General features: G+C 66.3%; 16 protein-coding genes. 5 read left to right on the top strand and 11 right to left on the bottom strand.

The window, feature by feature from the left end:
* On the top strand, positions 1-1,092 hold the full coding sequence (locus LQK81_RS06305; RefSeq protein ID WP_230805584.1) for an ABC transporter ATP-binding protein: 1,092 nt from the start codon (positions 1-3) through the stop codon (positions 1,090-1,092).
* Between the two features lie 102 nt (positions 1,093-1,194).
* Here LQK81_RS06305 and LQK81_RS06300 read toward each other — a convergent pair whose 3' ends face one another.
* Genes LQK81_RS06300 through LQK81_RS06285 form a run of 4 tightly spaced genes read right to left on the bottom strand, consistent with a single transcriptional unit; the run spans position 1,195 to position 5,078 of the window.
* Positions 1,195-2,457 carry a flavin monoamine oxidase family protein gene (locus LQK81_RS06300; RefSeq protein WP_230804540.1) on the bottom strand — a complete coding sequence of 421 codons (1,263 nt, stop codon included), beginning with the start codon at positions 2,455-2,457 and terminating at the stop codon, positions 1,195-1,197.
* A complete protein-coding gene (locus LQK81_RS06295) occupies positions 2,457-3,536 on the bottom strand; it encodes an ABC transporter substrate-binding protein (protein WP_442967079.1) in 1,080 nt (359 codons plus the stop codon). Before LQK81_RS06295 ends, LQK81_RS06300 begins: the two co-directional genes overlap by 1 nt.
* 25 nt (positions 3,537-3,561) lie before the next feature.
* Entirely contained in the window at positions 3,562-4,239 is a 678-nt protein-coding gene (locus tag LQK81_RS06290; RefSeq protein WP_230804538.1) for a TetR family transcriptional regulator C-terminal domain-containing protein, read from the bottom strand.
* Positions 4,240-4,262: 23 nt separating this feature from the next.
* The gene (locus LQK81_RS06285; RefSeq protein WP_230804537.1) at positions 4,263-5,078 is read right to left on the bottom strand and encodes a methyltransferase domain-containing protein; all 816 of its coding nucleotides are present in this window, start codon (positions 5,076-5,078) and stop codon (positions 4,263-4,265) included.
* A gap of 159 nt (positions 5,079-5,237) precedes the next feature.
* Here LQK81_RS06285 and LQK81_RS06280 point away from each other — a divergent pair, with 159 nt between their 5' ends.
* The 4 genes from LQK81_RS06280 to LQK81_RS06265 all read left to right on the top strand — a co-directional run bounded on the left by LQK81_RS06280 (position 5,238) and on the right by LQK81_RS06265 (position 10,021).
* Positions 5,238-6,857 carry a phytoene desaturase family protein gene (locus LQK81_RS06280; RefSeq protein WP_230804529.1) on the top strand — a complete coding sequence of 540 codons (1,620 nt, stop codon included), beginning with the start codon at positions 5,238-5,240 and terminating at the stop codon, positions 6,855-6,857.
* Positions 6,844-8,445, top strand: coding sequence for a phytoene desaturase family protein (locus tag LQK81_RS06275; protein ID WP_230804527.1), 1,602 nt, complete (start codon positions 6,844-6,846; stop codon positions 8,443-8,445). Before LQK81_RS06280 ends, LQK81_RS06275 begins: the two co-directional genes overlap by 14 nt.
* Positions 8,442-9,680, top strand: coding sequence for an aminomethyltransferase family protein (locus LQK81_RS06270; protein WP_230804525.1), 1,239 nt, complete (start codon positions 8,442-8,444; stop codon positions 9,678-9,680). Before LQK81_RS06275 ends, LQK81_RS06270 begins: the two co-directional genes overlap by 4 nt.
* A gap of 101 nt (positions 9,681-9,781) precedes the next feature.
* Positions 9,782-10,021: a hypothetical protein gene (locus LQK81_RS06265; RefSeq protein ID WP_230804523.1), complete on the top strand. Its 240-nt coding sequence runs from the start codon at positions 9,782-9,784 to the stop codon at positions 10,019-10,021.
* 11 nt (positions 10,022-10,032) lie between these two features.
* Here LQK81_RS06265 and LQK81_RS06260 read toward each other — a convergent pair whose 3' ends face one another.
* From LQK81_RS06260 to LQK81_RS06230, 7 genes are all read right to left on the bottom strand, one after another.
* The gene (locus tag LQK81_RS06260) at positions 10,033-10,644 is read right to left on the bottom strand and encodes a TetR family transcriptional regulator (RefSeq protein ID WP_230804521.1); all 612 of its coding nucleotides are present in this window, start codon (positions 10,642-10,644) and stop codon (positions 10,033-10,035) included.
* A gap of 48 nt (positions 10,645-10,692) precedes the next feature.
* Positions 10,693-13,830: an efflux RND transporter permease subunit gene (locus LQK81_RS06255; RefSeq protein ID WP_230804519.1), complete on the bottom strand. Its 3,138-nt coding sequence runs from the start codon at positions 13,828-13,830 to the stop codon at positions 10,693-10,695.
* A gap of 11 nt (positions 13,831-13,841) precedes the next feature.
* On the bottom strand, positions 13,842-15,068 hold the full coding sequence (locus tag LQK81_RS06250; protein WP_269064714.1) for an efflux RND transporter periplasmic adaptor subunit: 1,227 nt from the start codon (positions 15,066-15,068) through the stop codon (positions 13,842-13,844).
* Positions 15,069-15,272: 204 nt separating this feature from the next.
* Positions 15,273-16,274: an ABC transporter ATP-binding protein gene (locus LQK81_RS06245; RefSeq protein WP_230804506.1), complete on the bottom strand. Its 1,002-nt coding sequence runs from the start codon at positions 16,272-16,274 to the stop codon at positions 15,273-15,275.
* Positions 16,275-16,288: 14 nt separating this feature from the next.
* Positions 16,289-17,350: a Gfo/Idh/MocA family protein gene (locus LQK81_RS06240; protein WP_230804504.1), complete on the bottom strand. Its 1,062-nt coding sequence runs from the start codon at positions 17,348-17,350 to the stop codon at positions 16,289-16,291.
* Between the two features lie 183 nt (positions 17,351-17,533).
* On the bottom strand, positions 17,534-18,373 hold the full coding sequence (locus tag LQK81_RS06235; protein ID WP_230804503.1) for a carbohydrate ABC transporter permease: 840 nt from the start codon (positions 18,371-18,373) through the stop codon (positions 17,534-17,536).
* 11 nt (positions 18,374-18,384) lie between these two features.
* A complete protein-coding gene (locus LQK81_RS06230) occupies positions 18,385-19,335 on the bottom strand; it encodes a carbohydrate ABC transporter permease (protein WP_230804501.1) in 951 nt (316 codons plus the stop codon).
* Positions 19,336-19,628 lie beyond the last annotated feature (293 nt).

Raw genomic sequence — 19,628 nt, 5'->3', positions numbered from 1 at the left:
ATGATCTCGATCGAAAACGTCTCGCGATACTATGGCAGCTACCGCGCGCTCGACGACGTATCGCTGGAAATCGGCGCCGGCGAGTTCTTCTCGCTGCTCGGCCCCTCCGGCTGCGGCAAGACCACGCTGCTGCGCTCGATCGCGGGCTTCGACGTGCCGACGGCCGGCGAGATCAGGATCGACGGCACGCCGAGCACGCTCCTGCCCGCCAACAGGCGCCCCACCAACATGGTCTTCCAGAACTACGCGATCTTCCCCCATCTCGACGTCGGCGAGAACGTCGCCTACGGGCTGAAGCGGCTGAAGCTCGACGCCGCCGAGGAGCGCCGTCGCGTCGCCGACGCGCTCGACCAGGTCCGGCTGACGGGGCTCGACCGGCGCAAGGCGAACGAACTGTCCGGCGGCCAGCGCCAGCGCGTCGCGCTTGCCCGCGCGCTCGTCATGCGGCCGAAGGTGCTGCTTCTCGACGAGCCGCTGTCGGCACTGGACAAGAAGCTGCGCGAGCAGATGCAGGTGGAACTGCGCAGCCTGCAGAAGGCGGTCGGCATCACCTTCATCCTCGTCACCCACGACCAGTACGAGGCGCTGGCGCTGTCGGACCGCATCGCCGTGATGTTCGGCGGCAGGATCGCCCAGGTCGCCACCCCGAAGGAGATCTACCAGCGCCCCCGCACCCGCAGGGTCGCCGACTTCCTCGGCGGCATGAACTTCCTGCAGGCGAAGCTCACCTCCGAACGCAGCGACAGCGTCAGCGTCGAGACCGCCCGCTTCGGCACGATCAGGCTGGAGCGGCCGAAGGGCTTCGCACCCACCAACGGCCACGTCACAGTCGGCATCCGCCCGGAACGCCTGCGCCTGCTGTGGGACGACGAACGCGCGCCGCACGAACTCGTCGGCCGCGTCGAGAATCGCGCCTATTTCGGCGAGGTGACGCACCTGACGATCGGCGTCGACGGGCTGGAGCAGCCGCTCTCCATGATCGAGACCAACGACTACGGCGCCGACGACCTGCCGCTCGGCGCCGACATCAGGCTGGCCTACGATCCGGAGGCGTTCGTGCTGCTGGCGGAGGAAGGAGGCAGTAGGCAATAGGCAATAGGCAATAGGCAATAGGCAATAGGCAATAGATTGTCCGCGATTCCCGGAGTGCCAATGCTGCGGAACAACGGCGCTCTACTGCCCACTGCCTATTGGCTACTGCCTGCAACTCATCGCCTCCACCGCAGCCCTCCCCGCCACGATCGCTCCCTCGACATAGCAGGGAAACGACGGCGACAGTTCCGCGCAGGCGAAACGGATCGGGCCGAAGCCGGCGCGAAGGATGTCCTCGGCGTCCCGGGCCTGCATGTCGAAGATCGTGTCGCCATAGCCGCCGCCGCACCAGAGGTCGTCGGTCCAGTCGCGGACGATCAGATCAACGGCGTTTCCAGCCTCCGCGCCGAGGGCGGCGGCGAGTTTCTCAAGGATCGTTTCCCGCAATTGCGCTTCCGGCCCCTGCCGCCAGGACTGCGCCAGTGGTCCGGCGATGAAGACGACGAGGGTCGCACCCGGCCCGTCGCGGCTAACGTCGCAGGAGAACAGGCCGACCGGATCGCGCCAGGCCACCAGCCCGCTGAGCCCTTCGTCGCGCCAGAACGGCCTGCGGTAGCGGACGAGCGCCTTGATCACCGTGCCGCTGCGCCAGGCGCCGAGCGCGGCCGAGAGTTTCGGCGGCAGGCCGGGTTCGTAGGCGATGCGCGAGGCCATCACCGGCGGCACGGCGACGATCGCCTGCCGGGCGAAAATGCTTGCGCCGGCGGCACTGGCCTCGACGCCGTCCGGCCCGGTCGCGATCCGCGTCACCGGATGGCCGGTCCGCAGGCGGCTGCCGAGAGCGGCGGCCATGTCCTCGGCCAGCGAATGGATGGTCTCCCCGACGAAATACTCGATCTCGGTCTGCCGGTTGGTGATGCGCCGGTCGTTCGAGACCAGATACCAGAGCGGCAGTTCGCCGATCGGCCGACACCACAGGCCCTCGACGGTCGAGCGGAAGGCGAGTGCTGTGTCCGGGCTGACGGACTGCGCCGCCAGCCAGTCGGCGACCGTCAGCCCGGCGAGCGCCGGATCGGCCGGATTGAGCCCGCGCAGTTGCAGCCGCAGGGCGCGCGAGCGCGCATAGGCCTCGTCATCATCACGCCCGGGCGGCTGAACGACGCTTTCGCCCGCCATCGGCGTGTGCACCAGCGTCTTGCCGTAGCGGGCGAGGAGCGCGATGACGTTTTCCATGTCGTCGCAGACGAACTGCGCGCCGGTGTCGACGCGGGTCCCGTCATTGAACACGGCGGACTCGACCCGCCCGCCGACGCGAGCCGCAGCTTCCAGCACCACCACGTCCATGCCCCTGTCGAGCAGCGAGGCCACGGCCGAAAGGCCGGCAAAGCCGGCCCCGACGACAAGGACGTCATGACGCTGCGACATCAGTATCCCGATTTGATCTTCTCGAACTCGGCGATCATCTTCTGGCGCAACGCGTTCGGCAAGGGGGACTGGAACAGCGTATCGGCCATGAAGGCCTCGACGTCGCCGTAGCCCTTCTGCTTCAGGATGGCCGGATCGACGGACGCCATGCCCTTGGCGTTGGCGTGGCCGTAGCCCCAGGTCTCGACCATGTAGGGCGCGATGGCCGGATCGGTCAGCGCGTTGAGATAGTCGTAGGCCTGGTCGGCACTTCCCGTCCCCCCCTTCAGCCGCACGTAGCCGCACACCCAGGTGGACAGCCCCTCGACCGTGTCGCGCCTGATGTCGACCGGCACGCTTTCCGACTGCAGCGTCGCCGCCGTCTCGTTCCAGGCCCAGGCGAGGTCGATCTCGCCGGCCGCCATCGCCTGGCTCACCTCGGTGTTGTCGGTCCAGTAGAGCCTGACGTTCTGGTGCACCTCGCGCAGGAAATCGGAAGCCGCCTGGAACTGCTCGTCGGTCATCTTCGACCAATCCTTCAGCCCGATCGCGAGCGCCGCCAGCGCATAGGCATCGTCGACATTGTCGCCGATCGACACGCGATCCTTGAACTTCGGATCGGCAAAGGCCTTCAGCGAGGCCACCTCCTCCGGCTTGACGGTGTCGGTACGGTAGGTGAGCACGGTATTGCCCCATTCGAACGGGATCAGCCAGGCGGTGCCGTCATCGGAGGTCATCAGGCCCTTCATCGCCTTGAAGCCCGGCAGGACATCGTCCCAGTGGCTCAGCCTCGAGGTGTCCAGCGGTTCCAGCAGCCCAGCGTCGCGCCATTTCGCCACGCTCTGCGAACAGGGATGGGCGACATCGGCCTTGAAGCCGGCCCGCAGCTTCTGGAACGCCTCTTCCTCGTCGCCGAAGAAGGCGAAATCCGGCGGGCTTCCGTATTTCTCCATATAGGCGGGAAAGAAGGCCGGATCCTCGTAGCCCGACCAGTCGAACACCGTCAGCCCGTCGGCTGCGGCTGGCGGGGCGGTCGAGAGGGACAACGCCGCGGCCATGACGGCCGCGAGAAAAGCTCCGGCCCTGTTCGAGTTGCTCATGCGCATTCCCCCTTTTTCTGGTTGGCTATTTCGGTCCGTTTCTGGCGATGTGCTTCGGAAACAGCGCGACGATCGCCTCGATCGCCGCCTCGTGCGCCTGCTCGCGGGTGAGGCCGTTGCCCATCATCAGGCGCAGCCACAGCCCTTCCAGCATGCTGGAGACGGAAAGCGCCATCGGCTCGGCCGCATAGTCGTAGCCGCCCTCCGCCTTCAGCGCGGCGCAGAGCGAGATCACCATCTCCTGGTACTTGACGTCGCGCGCGCCGCAGAGCGCCTGGTAGGTCGGCCGCGACTTGGCCTCGCCCCAGAAGGCGCACCAGGCGGCCAGCTTGCGCTTGGTGCAGATCCGCCGGTCGAAATCGGCGGCGACGAGCGCCCAGAGCTGTTCGGCCGGCCGCGGCCCCGCCTTCTCCAGCGCCGAGTTCCAGTGGTTGGCATATTCGTCCGCCATCGCCTGCAGCGTGGCAACGAGCAGCTTTTCCTTGCTCTCGAAGTGGAAATTGACGATGCCGCGCGACAGCCCGGCCCCGTCGGCGACATCGGCCAGCGTCGTCTCGGCATAGCCGCGCCGGGCGAGCGAATCGATCGTCGCCTCGATCAGTTGCAGCCGCCTCGCCTCCTTGGAGGCCTTGCGGCCCTTCTTCTCGATGTCAGTCACGTCCTTCTGCGCCGCATTCGCCCGCATCTTCACCGCCGTTCTCATTTTGGGATTTCGCAGCGCCTCGTTCACGGAAGATCACCGGCCGGCTTGCTGCCGAAAAGATGAGTGGGGCAATGTTCGCCGCTGTCAAGCACCTTCTGCATGGCGATCCAGGTGCGGATATTCTTTGCGACATAGGCCTCGCCGACAGCGGCGACGGCAGCGGCATGCAAAGCGCCCTGCAGCCGCTCCAGCTCGGTGCGCGCCACCTCGCGGTACCAGCCGTTGCGATCGGTGGTCGAGACGTCGGCAAAGCCGGCCGCACCCATCGCCTGCAGGTAATGCGACGGAGAGGCCATGCCGAAGCTCAGCCCCTCGGCTTCGATATAGTCCTTCATCTCCTGCGACGGCTCGCCGTCATGGGAAATCAGCCAGTCGGAGGCGGCAAGCCTGCCGCCGGGCTTCAGCACGCGGAAGAGCTCGGCAAAGAGCGCCGCCTTGTCGGGCACATGCACCATCGCATCCTTGGAAAAGACGAGGTCGAACTCACAGTCGTCGAAGGGCAGCCGGCTGGGCGGCGTGGCGATGAAGCGGACCTGCGCCGTCAGCCCCTCGCGCACCGCTGCCGCCCGCGCCCGGTCGACCACCGGCTGCTCGACGTCGTAGCCGACGATCTCCGCCGGCCCGTGCGCCTTGGCGATGTGCAGCGTGACGCCGCCCGCGCCGCAGCCGAAATCGAGCACCGACTTCCCCGAAAGATCGATGCCCGCGAGCACGCGGTCCACCTCCTGCGAACCGCCGGGCGACAGATACCCCTCGCCCCATACGACCGCGAGGAAACGGATCGCCTCGTCGTCGTATTCCGGCTCGTGCTCCTGCCCGGCCTCGCCGTTCGCCGCCATGATCTCCCCTCGCAAGACCGTCCCGCGCCCTGTCATTCCCGACGCGAAATTCTAGCGCATTATCAGGCGATTGCAACATACTTGCTGAATATTCATTCAAAATATCTGGACAAGTTTTTGCGTTTGATGCAGCCTTTCGATCAATGAGGGAGAACGCGGATGCAACGATATGACGTCCTCGTGGTGGGCGGCGGCCACAACGGCCTGGTGACCGCCGGCTACCTGCAGCGCGCCGGCCTGAAGGTCGCAGTGCTGGAGAAGAACGGCTGGGTCGGCGGGGCTGCCACCAGCCGGGAGCTGACGCCGGGCTTCCTCTATTCCAACTGTTCCTATGTCTGCTCGCTGTTCCGCCCCGAGATCATGCGCGACCTCGACCTGCCGCGGCACGGCCTGCAGGTCGTCGCCTACGAGGGCGGCGCGGTGCTGACGCGCGACGGCGACTACCTCGCCTCCTACCGCGACCACGACAGCCACCGCCGCGAATTCGCCCGCTATTCGAAGCGCGACGCCGAGGCCTATGAGCGCTATGCCCGCGACGTCACCCGCCAGTGCCGCTTCATCCAGCCGCTTCTGATGCGCACCGCCCCCGATCCCTTCGGTTTTCGCCCGCGCGACATCGCCGAACTCGTTTACCTCGCAAGGAAATTCGGCGAGTTCAGCCCGGCCGAGATGGCGCAGACGCTGCGCTTCTGGACCATGTCGATCTCCGACTTCCTCGACGAATATTTCGAGACCGACGTGATCAAGGCCTATCTGGCGATCTCCGGCATCATCGGCACCGCTCTCGGCCCCATGTCTCCGGGCACCGCCTATGTGCTGCTGCATCACTACATGGGCGAGGTGGACGGCTCGGTCGGTGCCTGGGGCTATGCCCGTGGCGGCATGGGCGCGGTGACGCAGGCGCTGGCAAGTTCCTTCCTCGCCGCCGGCGGCACGATCCGCACCGACGCCGAGGTCGCAAGGATCTTCTCGCGCGGCGGCCGCACGACAGGCGTCGTTCTGGACAGCGGCGAAGAGATCCGCGCCAACCTCGTCGTCTCCAATGCCGACGTGAAACGCACCTTTCTGAAACTGGTCGACGAGGCCGACCTGCCCGAAGACTTCGTCCACCGGGTCAAGCACTTCAAGATGCGCGGCTCGTCCGGCAAGGTGAACATCGCGCTCGACAGCCTGCCGGAGTTCCCTGCCCTGCCGGAGGGCTCGTCCTGCATCCGCGGCGACCTGCATTTCACCGACAGCATCGAGCGCATGGAGCGCGCCTATGACGACTGGAAGGCAGGGCGCTGGTCGGCCGATCCCATGCTCGACACGATGATCCCGACGACGCTCGACCCGACCATGACCTCGCCCGGCAGGCACTTCATGAGTTGCTTCGTGCAGTACTGCCCGCCGAAGGTCGAGGGCCGCGACTGGACGGACGCCGACCGCACAGCCTTCGCCGAGACCGTCGTCGGCCAGATCGCCGACTATTCGCCCGGCTTCCGCGACCGCATTGTCCACATGGAGGTGCGCACCCCGCGCGAACTGGAGGCCGAGGTCGGGCTGACAGAGGGCAATATCTTCCAGGGCGAACTGACCTTCGACCAGCTCCTGTTCAACCGCCCGGTGCCCGGCTACGCGCAATACCGCAGCCCGATCGCCGGCCTCTATATCTGCGGCTCCTCCACCCACCCGGGCGGCGGCGTCATGGGCGCGCCCGGACGCAACGCCGCGATGGAGATCCTCCGCGACCTCAAGCGCAGCCCCGAGACGATGAGCAACGCCCATGACGTCATCTGACGCACCGCCGAGTTCCCCGAAAACCGCCGCGCAGAGCTATGACGCGATCGTCATCGGCGCCGGCCACAACGGCCTCGCCGCCGCCGCCAAGCTCGGCCGCAGCGGCCGCAGGGTTCTGGTGCTGGAGGCGGCGAATGCGCCGGGCGGCGCAATGCGCGGGCGCGAATTCGCCCCCGGCTTCCGCTCCGCCGGCCTCGCCCACCTCGTCAACCGGCTCGATCCAGAAGTCGCCCGCGACCTCGGGATCGCGCTTGCGGCGACGCCCGGCCCCGCCATGCCCACCGCCGTCCTCGACGGCGAGCGCGAGCCGGCGGTGCTCCGCGGCGCCTATGGCGAAACGATCGACGGCGTGACGGCGGACGAGGCGGCGGCCTTCTCCCGCCTGCGCGACAAGCTCACCTTCCAGGCCGGCATCCTCAAGCGTTTCCTGCGCCGCGCCCCGCCGCAACTCGGCGCGATCGGCATCGGCGACATCTCGACGTTGATGGCCGCCGGCTTCGGCGTCATCCGCAAGGGCCGCGCCGAGGGTCGCGATTTCCTGCGCATGCTCCTGATGAACGTCGCCGACGTCGCCGACGAATACCTCGAAGACGACCGGCTGAAGGGCCTGCTCGCCTTCGACGCCACGCTCGGCATTCACCTCGGGCCGCGCTCGCCGACATCGTTGCTCGGCCTCTACTATCGCCTCACCGGTGAAGCGGACGGCAAGGCGGGCGGCCAGTTCATCCCGCAGGGCGGCATGGCCGCGGTCGCTCCCGCTTTCCTCAAGGCGGCGGAGACGGCCGGCGTCACCATCCGCTGCGGCGCCCGCGTCGGCCGCATCCTCGCCGATCGCGGCAAGGCCGGCGGCGTCGTGCTGGCAGACGGCTCGGAGCTGTCCGCCCCGGTGGTCGTCTCGGCCATCCACCCGCAGGCGACGTTCCTGCAACTCGTCGATGCCGCAGAGACCGGCACAGGCTTCCTGCGCGCCATCCGCCACGTCCGCTCCGCCGGCAACGTCGCCAAGCTCGACCTGGCGCTCTCGCGCATGCCGAGCTTCGCCGGCCTCTCCGGCCGCGACCACGCCGGCCGCATCGTCATCGCCCGCTCGATGACCCATGTCGAAAACGCCTTCAACCCGGCCAAGTACGGCGAGTTCTCGCCCGATCCGGTGATGGAGATCGTGCTGCCGAGCCTGGCAGACAGCACGCTCGCGCCGGACGGCGCCTGCACGCTCTCGGCGCTGGTGCAATACGCACCCTACAAGCTCAAGGCGGGCTGGGAGACCGGCAAGCCCGCCTTCCTGCGGATCGTGATCGACATCCTCGAGCGCCACGCGCCGGGCCTCTCGGACACGATCCTCGCTGCCGAGCTTTCCACGCCCGCAGACATCGAGGCGGAATACAATCTTCCCGGCGGCCATTGGCATCATGGCGAATTGCAGGCCGACCAGTTGCTGGTCAACCGGCCGACGGGGGCGGCCTCCGGCTATGCCACGCCGATCGAGGGCCTGTATCTCGCCAGTGCCGGCGCCCACCCCGGCGGCGGCATCTCCGGCCTCGCCGGCTGGAACGCCGCCCGCCATATCCTTGCCGGAGACCGCCGATGAACGCCCTGACCAAGCCTGCAAACGCGGCCGAGGCGCGCCGCGCGGCGCGCGACCATATCGCCACCCCGCGGCTGGAAACGCCCTTCCATCCGCGGCTTTCCGCCCTCGACGCGGTCAACGACTGGTACAACTGGGCAGGCTGCAAGGCCCCGCATGCGCTCTTCGACGAGGAGCTCGAATATTTCGCAATCCGCTCGACGGCAGCGCTCTTCGACATCTCGCCGATGGTGAAATACCGGATCGACGGCCCTGACGCCGAACGCTATCTCAACCGGCTGACGCTGCGCGACGTGCGCAAGCTCGGCGTCGGCCGCGTGCACTACACCGCCTGGTGCGACGACGACGGCCACGTGCTGGACGACGGCACGCTGTTCCGGCTCGGCGACCAGGACTTCCGCCTCTGCTGCCAGGAGCGCCACCTGCCCTGGCTGCTCGACAGCGCCTTCGGCCTTGCCGTGGACATCCGCGAAGAGACCGAGGAAATCGCCGGCGTCGCCCTGCAGGGGCCGACGAGCTATGCCGTGCTCGCCAAAGCCGGCTTTTCCGGTGCCGAACGGCTGAAGCCCTTCGACATCGGAAGCTTTGCCCATGACGGAGGGACCGTCACGGTCTCGCGCACGGGCTTCACCGGCGACCTCGGCTACGAGCTGTTCGTCCCGCGCCAGGCCGCCCTGCCGCTCTGGGACCGTCTCTGGACGGCCGGCGCCGACCACGGCATCCGCGCCATCGGCTACGCCGCGCTCAATCGCACGCGCATCGAGGCCGGCTTCATCGTCGCCAATGCCGACTTCGTCACCGCCGAGGCAGCGCTTCGCGCCGACCGCGTGCGCCTGCCCGACGAGATCGGCCTCGACTGGCTGGTCGATCCGGACAAGCCGAACTTCAACGGCCGCCGCGCCATTCTCGACGCGCGCCGGAATCAAACTCTGAAGCATGTCCTCGTGGGCCTTGAAATCGAAGGGAATATTCCGGCCGAGCATGCTTTCGTCTATCACCGCGGCAAGCGCGAGGCGGGCCTCGTCACCGCCGCCATCTGGTCGCCCACCGCCAAGCGCAACGTCGCGATTGCCAGTCTCGACCGACCCTATGGCACGCGGTTCGTCGACGACCTCTGGGTGGAAATCTATGCGATGCGCGAACTGAAGTACCAGAAGATGATGAAGCGTGCGAAGATCGTCCCGCGACCCTTCGTGAAGCTGGCGCGACGCACGGCCACGCCGCCGGGACTGCGATAGCGTTTGGAAGGGCTGAAAGCGGAACGCCCCTCATCCGCCTGCGGGGTGAGGGGCAATCCTGTTGCAGCCCATCGGCCGAAGGCAAGGCAGGGACGACACCGATGGACGAAGAGACCCGCCACCACTGGAACCTCATCCGCACCGCGACAGGCATCGACTGGTCCGGGCGGACCCGCTATGCGGCGGCCATGTATTTCCACCAGAAGGGCGAGATGAGCGCTGAGGTGCTGGAGATCTACCGCATCTGCTCGCGGCTTGACGCGGAAGATCCGCTATCCGTCCTAAGGCGTTGGAATATCGGCAAGGAGTGGATCGACAGGATGACGGGTGAAGACGGCTGATACGAAGCGGATCAGGCCGCCCGCAGGCCGCGAATGAAGCGCGAAAGGCCGTCGCGGCCTTCGGCGGCGAGGTCGAAGCGGCGGCCGAACAGCAGCCATTCGACGCAAAGCCCCTTCATCATCCAGCAGAAGGAAGAGGCGAGCGCGCGCGGCGTCCAGCAGCGGTCGAGCTTGCCCATCTCGGCTGCCCGGGCGAAGGCCTTCTCAAGGATGCGCACATGCTCGTCGAAGACCTGCTGCTGCTGCGCCAGCACCGGCGCCAGTTCGCCGCCATAGTCGCAGCGCAGCAGGATCGACAGGATCCGCTGGCGCTGCTCGTCCTTCGCCAGCACCTCGAGCCATTCCGCCGCCATGCGCTCGATCACCGCGAACACGTCAACGCCTTCCACCTCGAGCTCGCGGGCGATCATGTCCTCCTGCGGCAGCGGCACGGACTTGTAGAGCTCCATGAAGAGATCGGACTTGTTGGCGAAATGCCAGTAGATGGCGCCGCGGGTCACGCCGGCGGCAAGCGCCACCTCTTCCATCGAGGCGTTGGAGACGCCCTTTTCGAAGAACACACGCTCCGCTGCATGGAGTATCTGCTGGCGCGTGGCTTCGGCGTGAGCTTTGGTCCTGCGCATGGTCCCCCCGTAGCCGGGAGCGCCCGCCTTGCGGCGGGCACTCGTTTCTCACTCGCCGGGCGCCGGCATTGGTTCCGCCGCCGGCTTTTCTTCCTTCGGCTTGCGGCCGAAGAGGTTCATGACGAACACGAAGAACACCGGGACGAAGAAGATGGCGAGAACGGTTGCCGAGATCATGCCGCCCATCACGCCCGTGCCGATCGCGTTCTGGCTGGCGGCGCTGGCGCCAGAGGCGATCGCCATCGGCAGCACGCCGAGGGTGAAGGCCAGCGAGGTCATCAGGATCGGGCGGAAACGCAGCCGGCAGGCCTCGATCGTCGCCTCGAGCAGGGGCTTGCCCTCCGCTCGCAGGTCCTTGGCGAACTCGATGATCAGGATCGCGTTCTTCGCCGACAGGCCGATGATGGTGATCAGGCCGACGAGGAAGTACACGTCGTTCGGCATGCCCCGCCAGGTCACCGCCAGCACCGAGCCGATGACGCCGAGCGGCACGACCAGCATGACCGACAGCGGGATCGACCAGCTTTCATAGAGCGCGGACAGAAGCAGGAACACGAACAGGATCGACAGCGCGATCAGCGCCGGCGCCTGCGAGCCGGACTGGATCTCCTGCAGCGACTGGCCCGTCCATTCGTAGCCGAAGCCGGTCGGCAGTTCGCCTGCCAGCCGCTCCATCTCGGCGATCGCGTCACCGGAGGAATAGCCGGGTGCGGCCTGGCCCGCGATGCGGATCGAGGGATAGCCGTTGTAGCCGACGATCTGCTGCGGCCCGCGGATCCACTCGACGGTGGCGAAGGACGACAGCGGCACCATGCCGCCGCTGGCGTTGCGGACGTTGAGGTTCAGGAGGTCGGCGGTCTGCATGCGCTTTTCCGCCCCCGCCTGCACCGTCACGCGCTGCATGCGGCCGGCATTCGGGAAATCGTTGACGTAGGACGAGCCGAGGTTCGCCGAGATCGTCGAGTTGATGTCGGCGAAGGTCACCCCGAAGGTGTTGGCCTTCTCGCGGTCGATCAGCAGGTTGACCTGCGCCGCGTCCGGCATGCCCTCGATGCGCAGGCCGGTCACGACCGGGCTCTTCGCGGCCGCGGCCATCAGCTGGTCGCGTGCGGCAGACAGCGCAGCCTGTCCCATACCGCCGCGGTCCTGCAGGCGGAAGGTGAAGCCGGTCGAGTTGCCAAGCCCCTGGATCGGCGGCGGCGACAGCGAGAACGTCAGCGCGTCCTTGATGCCGAAGAGCTGCATGTTGGCGCGGCCGGCAATCGCCTCGGCCGAATCTTCCGGCCCGCGTTCGGACCAGTCCTTCAGCGGAACGAAGGCAAGGCCGGCGTTCTGGCCGGTGCCGGAGAAGCTGTAGCCGGAGATGGCCACGATATCGGCGACTGCCTTCTCACCCAGGAAGATCTTCTCGACCTGCTGGATGACCTCGGCGGTCCGCGTGCCGCTCGCCTCGGACGGAGCCTGCATGTCGACGATCAGGTAGCCCTGGTCCTCGTTGGGAAGGAACGAGGTCGGAAGCTGCAGATAGGCATAGGCGAGACCGACGAGCAGCGCGAGATACACGACCATCAGCCGGCCGGAACGCCGCACGACCTTGCCGACCACGCCGGAATAGCCATGCGCGGTCCTGTCGAAGCCGCGGTTGAACCAGCCGAAGAAGCCGCGCTTCTCGTGGTGTCCCTGCGGGATCGGCTTGAGGAAGGTCGCGCACAGCGCCGGCGTCAGCGACAGCGCCAGGAAGCCCGAGAACAGGATCGACACCACCATGGTCAGACTGAACTGCTGGTAGATGATGCCGACGGCGCCCGGGAAGAACGCCATGGGAATGAACACAGCCGAAAGCACCAGCGTGATGCCGACGACGGCGCCGGTGATCTGGCCCATCGCCTTCTTCGTGGCTTCCTTCGGCGACAGCCCCTCCTCGGCCATGATGCGCTCGACGTTCTCGACCACGACGATCGCGTCGTCGACGAGGATGCCGATCGCGAGCACCATGGCGAACATGGTCAACACGTTGATCGAGAAGCCCGAGACGTACATCGCGGCACAGGTTCCGAGCAGCGCCACCGGCACCACGAGCGTCGGGATGATCGTGTAGCGGATGTTCTGCAGGAACAGGAACATCACGATGAACACCAGCCCGATCGCCTCGATCAGCGTGTGGATGACCTTCTCGATCGACACTTCGACGAAGGGCGTCGTGTCGTAGGGGATGCTGTATTCGACGCCGGCCGGGAAGAACTTCGCCAGCTCCTCCATCTTTGCGCGCACGCCGGCGGCCGTGGACATGGCGTTGCCCGTCGGCGACAGCTGCACGCCGATGGCGGCGGTGGGATTGCCGCTCAGGCGCGTCGAAAAGTTGTAGTCTTCACCGCCGACCTCGATGGCGGCGACGTCGCGCAGCCGCACCGACGAGCCGTCCGGATTGGCGCGCAGCACGATCGAGCCGAATTCCTCCGGCGAGGTCAGCTGGCCGCGGACGAGGACGGTCGCGGAGATCTGCTGGCCGATCGGGTTCGGCTGCGCACCGATCCGTCCCGCCGAGACCTGGGCGTTCTGCACCGAGATCGCGTTGTTGACGTCATCGACCGTCAGGTTGAGGCCGACCATCTTGTCGGGATCGAGCCAGACGCGCATCGAGCGCTGGGTGGAGAACAGCGTCGCACTGCCCACACCGGGGACGCGGCGGATTTCGCCCAGCACGTTGCGGCTCAGATAGTCTCCGAGGCCGATCGCGTCAGTGTTGCCGTCGGTCGACGACAGCGCCACCACCATGAGGAAGGATGTGCTGGCCTGCTCGACGCGCATGCCCTGCTGGGTCACGGCCTGCGGCAGACGCGGCTCGACGCGGGCGATGCGGTTCTGCACCTCGACCTGCGCCTCGCCGATATCCGTTCCCGGCGCGAACGTCACATTGATGGAGATACGGCCGGACGATTCCGAGGTCGATTCGAAGTAGATCAGCCCGGGCACGCCGTTCAGCTCTTCCTCGATCGGCCGCGTCACCGACTGGTAGATGTCCTCGGGCGACGCGCCCGGATAGTTGGTCGAGATCGAGATCTGCGGCGGCGCCACGTTCGGATACTGCGCCACCGGCAGCATCGGGATCGTGATCACGCCGGCCAGCATGATGAAAATGGCGACGACCCAGGCGAAGATCGGCCTGTCGATGAAAAATCTAGGCATTGTTCAGGACCTCAGTTCGCTTTCGCAGCCGGCTCTGCCGCCTCGCCGGCGGCCGCAGGGGCCTCGGCGGCCTCGGCCGGCTTCTCTGCCGGTGCCTGACCGGCCGGTTGCCAGTCGGCGGGTGCGACGGTGGCGCCGGGGCCGATCTTCTGGAAACCCTCGACCACGACCTTCTCGCCTGGCTGCAGCCCGCTCGTCACGATGAAACGCTGGTCGACCGCGCGACCGACATTGACGCGCCGGACCTCCAGGACATTCTCCGCATTGACGACGTAGAGCTGGGCCTGCCCGGCCGTGTCGCGCTGGACGGCCTGCTGCGGCACGAGGATCGCGTTCCTCTGGATGCCCTGCTGGATCTGGACGCGAACATACATGCCCGGCAGCAGATCGTTGTCGGGGTTCGGGAACTCGCCGCGCAGCGTCACCTGGCCGGTCGTCTCGTCGACGGCGGCTTCGGAGAACAGCAGCTTGCCGATATGGCCATAGGCGGTGCCGTCGTCGAACAGCAGCGTAACATCAGCAGAATCGTCGTTCATCAAGTCGCCGTCCTGAAGCGCCTTTCGCAGGCGGATCAGATCGGTGGCCGACTGGGTGAAGTCGGCGTAGACCGGGTCGAGCTGCTGGATCGTCGCCAGCGCCTCGCTGCTGCTGCTGCTGACGAGTGCGCCCTCGGTGATCAGCGCCCGGCCGATGCGGCCGGTGATCGGCGCCTTCACCTCGGAATATTCGAGGTTCAGCTTTGCCGTCGCAAGGCCGGCCTCGGCGATGGCGACGTCGGCGTCCGCCGCGGCAAGCTGCGCCACCGCGTCGTCGAACTGCTGCGCGGAGGCGACGTTCGACTTCTTCAACTGCTCCTGCCGGTCGGCCGCCTGCTTGGCCTGCAACTGCACGGCCTTCGCCCGCCGGAGCGTGCCCTCGGCGCTGTCGACCTGGACACGGAAAGGCTCCGGATCGATGCGGTAGAGCACCTCGCCCTCGGTGACGATCGATCCCTGCTCGAACACGCGCTCGACGACGATGCCGGAGATGCGCGGGCGGACCTCGGCGATGCGGGTCGCGGCGATGCGGCCCGGCAGCTCGTTCATGATCGGCGCTTCCTCGGACTTGGTGGTGACGACTGCGACCGGCGTCGGCGGCATCGCCGGCGCAGCGGCCTGCTTGTCCTCCTCCTTCTGGCATCCGGCCAAAAACAGCAGGCTGCCCAGTGTCGCAATTGCAATCGGTCTGATGATGCGCATCGGTTTTTCCACGAAACGAGGGAAGGCCAGCGGCCTCGAAAATGGTCAGGTCAAGGCCGGAAGGCCTTGAAAAGAATCGATGCGGAGAACCGTAAGTCCCCCGCATCGCCGTTATACAAACAGTTCTGTATGTTAATTCCTGTCCAAGCGCAATCCGATTTCGCACTGCACAATGGACCAATCACGAAATTGTGATGAGGGACCTCATCGTATCACTTTACCGTCAACCCCGAAACGATGGAGCTGCCCGGCATTGGCCGTGGCATGCACGATCTCGTCCGGCTCGTAGTGGTGTTCGCCGAACAGCCGCACGGTCAAGAGCCCGGCCTTGTCGCTGTCGAGATAGACGATCGTGTCGGCGCCAAGGTGCTCGACATGGACGATCCTGCCGCTCCACTCGCCGCTCTCGCGCGACAGCGCCATGTGTTCCGGGCGGATGCCGATCGTGGTCGCGTCGCTGCGTCCGAGCCTCGAAGCGTCGATGAAATTCATCGCCGGCGAGCCGATGAAACCGGCGACGAACAGGTTGGCCGGCTTGTTGTAGAGCTCCATCGGCGAACCGACCTGCTGGATGACGCCGCCGTCGAGGACGACGATCTTGTCGGCCAGCGTCATCGCCTCCACCTGGTCGTGGGTGACGTAGATCATCGTCGCCTTCAGTTCGCGGTGCAGCCGCGCGATCTCGAGGCGCGTATTGACGCGCAGGGCCGCGTCGAGGTTGGAGAGCGGCTCGTCGAACAGGAACAGCTTCGGCTCGCGCACGATGGCGCGCCCGATCGCCACGCGCTGGCGCTGCCCGCCCGAAAGCTCGGCCGGGCGCCGGTCGAGGTACTTCTCCAGCGACAGCATGGAAGACGCCTTCTTCGTCCGCGCCTCGATCTCCGCCTTCGGCGCGCCGGCCTGCTTGAGGCCGAGGCCCATATTGTCCTTCACGCTCAGATGCGGATAGAGCGCATAGGACTGAAACACCATGGCGATGCCGCGCCTGGCCGGCGGCACCGCGCCGACTTCCGCGCCGTCGATCAGGATATTGCCCGACGTCGCATCGTCGAGGCCGGCAATGATGCGCAGGAGCGTCGATTTTCCGCAGCCCGACGGTCCGACGAAGATGACGAACTCGCCATCGGCAACGTCGAGATCGATGCCCTTCAGCACATCGACCGGCCCGAAGGACTTGCGCACGGATTTCAGTTGCAGGGAGCCCATCGTCGTTCCTTCTTTTATAGTTTCACCGGCCGGCCGGTGCGCACGCTTTCATCGGCGGCAAGGCAGATCCTGAGCGACTGCACCGCATCGTCCATGTGCCGGCTCAGGTCGATGTCCTCGCGGATCGCCTTCAGCACATAGGCCTGCTCGCGGTCGCAGAGCTCCTGGTGGCCCGGCTCGCCGGCCATCTTCAGGTCCTCGTCGGCCTTCAGGAAGCGGCCGTCCGGCCCGGTCTCGGCATTGTGCAGGCGGATCACCGCCGTCTTGGTGTGCGTGTCGATATCGTCGGACTTGGCGTTCGGGTCCATGACGATCGATACCGACCCCTTCGGCGACATCACGTCTTTGACGAAGAAGGCCGTCTCCGAGATCATCGGCCCCCAGCCGGCCTCGTACCAGCCGAGCGAACCGTCGTCGTAGAGCACCTGCAGGTGGCCGTAGTTGTACATGTCCGGCGCGATCTCGTCGGAGAGCCTTAAGCCCATGCCGCGCACCTCGACCGGCCTCGCGTCGGTGATCTGGCACATGACATCCACATAATGCACCCCGCAATCGACGATCGGCGGCGTCGTCTGCATCAGCGCCTTGTGCGTCTCCCAGGTCGGGCCGCTCGACTGCTGGTTCAGGTTCATGCGGAACACGTAGGGGCCACCGAGTTTTCGCGCCTCGGCGATCAGCCGCATCCAGGAAGGATGATGGCGCAGGATATAGCCGACGACGAGCTTGCGGCCGTTAGCCCTGGCACAGGCGACGACGCGCTCGGCATCGGCCACCGTCGTCGCCAGCGGCTTCTCGACGAACACATGCGCGCCGGCCTCCATCGCCATCACCGCAAAATCGGCATGGCTGTCGGAATAGGTGTTGATCGAGCAGAGCTCGGGTTTCAGCGCCTTCAACGCCTCGGGGAACGACGGCAGGATCTCATAGCCGGAAAGTGCCTCCGGCAGCTCCACCTTCGAACGGTTGACGAGGCCCGCGATCTGGAAGCCCGGATTCTCGTGATAGGCGAGCGCATGGCTGCGCCCCATATTGCCGAGGCCGGCGGAAAGGACGCGGATGGGAGAAGTGGAGCACATACATTTATTCCTTCGCAAGAGACGTCGGCGCAGGCGCCCCCTCACCCGGCCTCCGCTGCGCTCGGCCACCCTCTCCCCGAGGGAAGAGGAGGATCGGAAGCGTTGCGGCGATCTCCCTCTTCTCCCCATCGGGGAGAAGGTTCACGAAGGGCGGATGAGGGGGAAGCTCCGGTCGGCAAACATTCATTTCACCGCTCCCGACGTGATGCCGCGGATCAGCTGCCGCGAGAAGGCGAGATAGAGGACGAGGACCGGCAGGATCGCCAGCGACAGGGCGGCCAGCACCGCGTTCCAATTGGTGACGAACTGGCCGATGAAGATCTGCGAGCCGAGCGTGACCGTTTTGTTCGCCTCGCCGGGCGCAAGGATCAGCGGGAACCACAGGTCGTTCCAGATCGGGATCATGGTGAAGACGGCCACCGTCGCCATGGCGGGCCGCACCAGCGGCAGCACCAGCCGGAAGAAGATGGAATACTCCGAAAGCCCGTCGATCCGCCCGGCATTCTTCAGGTCGTCGGAGACGGTGCGCATGAATTCCGACAGGATGAACACGGCGAGCGGCAGCCCCTGCGCGGTATAGACGAGGATCAGCGCCGTCAGCGTGTTGACGAGCCCGGTCGCCACCATCCCCTGCAGGATCGCCACCGTGCCAAGCCGGATCGGGATCATGATGCCGAGCGCAAGATAGAGCCCCATCAGCGTATTGCCGCGGAAACGATACTCCGACAGCGCAAACGCCGCCATCGCGCCGAACAGCAGTACGAGAAAGATCGAGACGATCGTGACGATCAGGCTGTTCTGGAAGTAGAGCGCGAAATCCCCCTGCCCCAGCACCGTGTGGTAGCCGACGAGATCGAAGGTCGCGGGCGTCGGGACCTGCATCGGGTTGCGGAAGATCGCGTTGCGGTTCTTGAACGAGTTGATGATCGTCAGGAACACCGGGAAGACCGCGATCAGCGTATAGGCGATCAGGGCGGCGTGGACGAAGGCGGTACGGGACAGCGAGGTGCGTGCCTTGGACATGGTCGGCTCCCTCAGAACTGGTAGCGGCGGATGCGCCGCTGGATGACGAAGAGATAGAGCGAGACGCCGGCGAGGATGATCAGGAACATCACCGTCGCGATCGTCGCCCCCATCGAACGGTCTCCCAGTTGCAGCTGGAAACCGAAGAAGGTGCGGTAGAGCAGCGTGCCGAGAATGTCCGTCGAGCCGTCCGGCCCGGCGAGAGCCCCCTGCACGGTGTAGACCAGGTCGAAGGCGTTGAAATTGCCGACGAAGGTCAGGATCGAGATGATGCCGATCGCCGGCAGGATCAACGGCAGCTTGATCTTGAAGAACTGCGCCCAGCCGGTGACCCCGTCGCATTCGGCCGCCTCGATCACCTCTTCCGGAATGCTGAGCAGCGCCGCATAGATCAGCATCATCGGAATGCCGACATATTGCCAGACCGAGATCAGCGAGACCGCGATCAGCGCCGAGCCGGGCCTTCCGAGCCATGGCGCGAACAGGGACTTCAGCCCGACGACGTCCATCAGATAGGGCGACACGCCCCAGATCGGCGACAGGATCAGCTTCCAGATGAAGCCGACGATGACGAAGGAGAGCAGTGTCGGCAGGAAAATGGCGGTGCGGTAGAAGGCGGCGCCGCGCAGCTTCGGCACCGACAGCAGGGCTGCGAGCGCGATCCCGATCGGGTTCTGCACCAGCATGTGGATGGCAAAGAAGATGAAGTTGTTCTTCAGTGCATTCCAGAAATCAGACGCCCAGCGGGCATCGCCGAACAGCGTCTTGAAGTTGGCGAGGCCGACGAAGGTGGACTGCCCGTCGACGGTGTTGAACAGCGAGAGCCTGAGCGTCTCGAACAGCGGCAGGATCATCACCGCGCTGTAGACGACGAGCGCCGGCAGCAGGAAGACGGCGATATGCCAGCGCCGCGGCCGGCGGACGGCTTCCAATTCGGCTTCTGAAACTGTGGCGTCCGTCATGGTTCCTGCCCGCTTGTCGACCGGTGGTTCGATGCGTTGCCCGCAACAGGCGGACGGACCTCACGCAGCCGGTCCCGCCGCGCGATGCCATGCCGGAAGCCCGGCAGATGACGTTCAGCTTACACGTTTTGGCGCGGATGGCGCGGCGTCCGGCCGCAATCGACAGCGAGCGAATTGCCCCTCATCCGCCTGCCGGCACCTTCTCCCCGCGAGCGGGGAGAAGGACGGTTGCCGCACGGTCCTCCGGTGATGGTCACGAAGGGATCGGCAATCGCTGAGCAAGTCCCCTCTCC

Origin of the sequence: Rhizobium sp. GN54 (assembly GCF_021026345.1) — a bacterium.
Classification (GTDB): domain Bacteria; phylum Pseudomonadota; class Alphaproteobacteria; order Rhizobiales; family Rhizobiaceae; genus Mycoplana.
The sequence above is the reverse complement of the archived record's forward strand: the minus strand, read 5'-3'. Positions and strand labels throughout refer to the sequence as shown.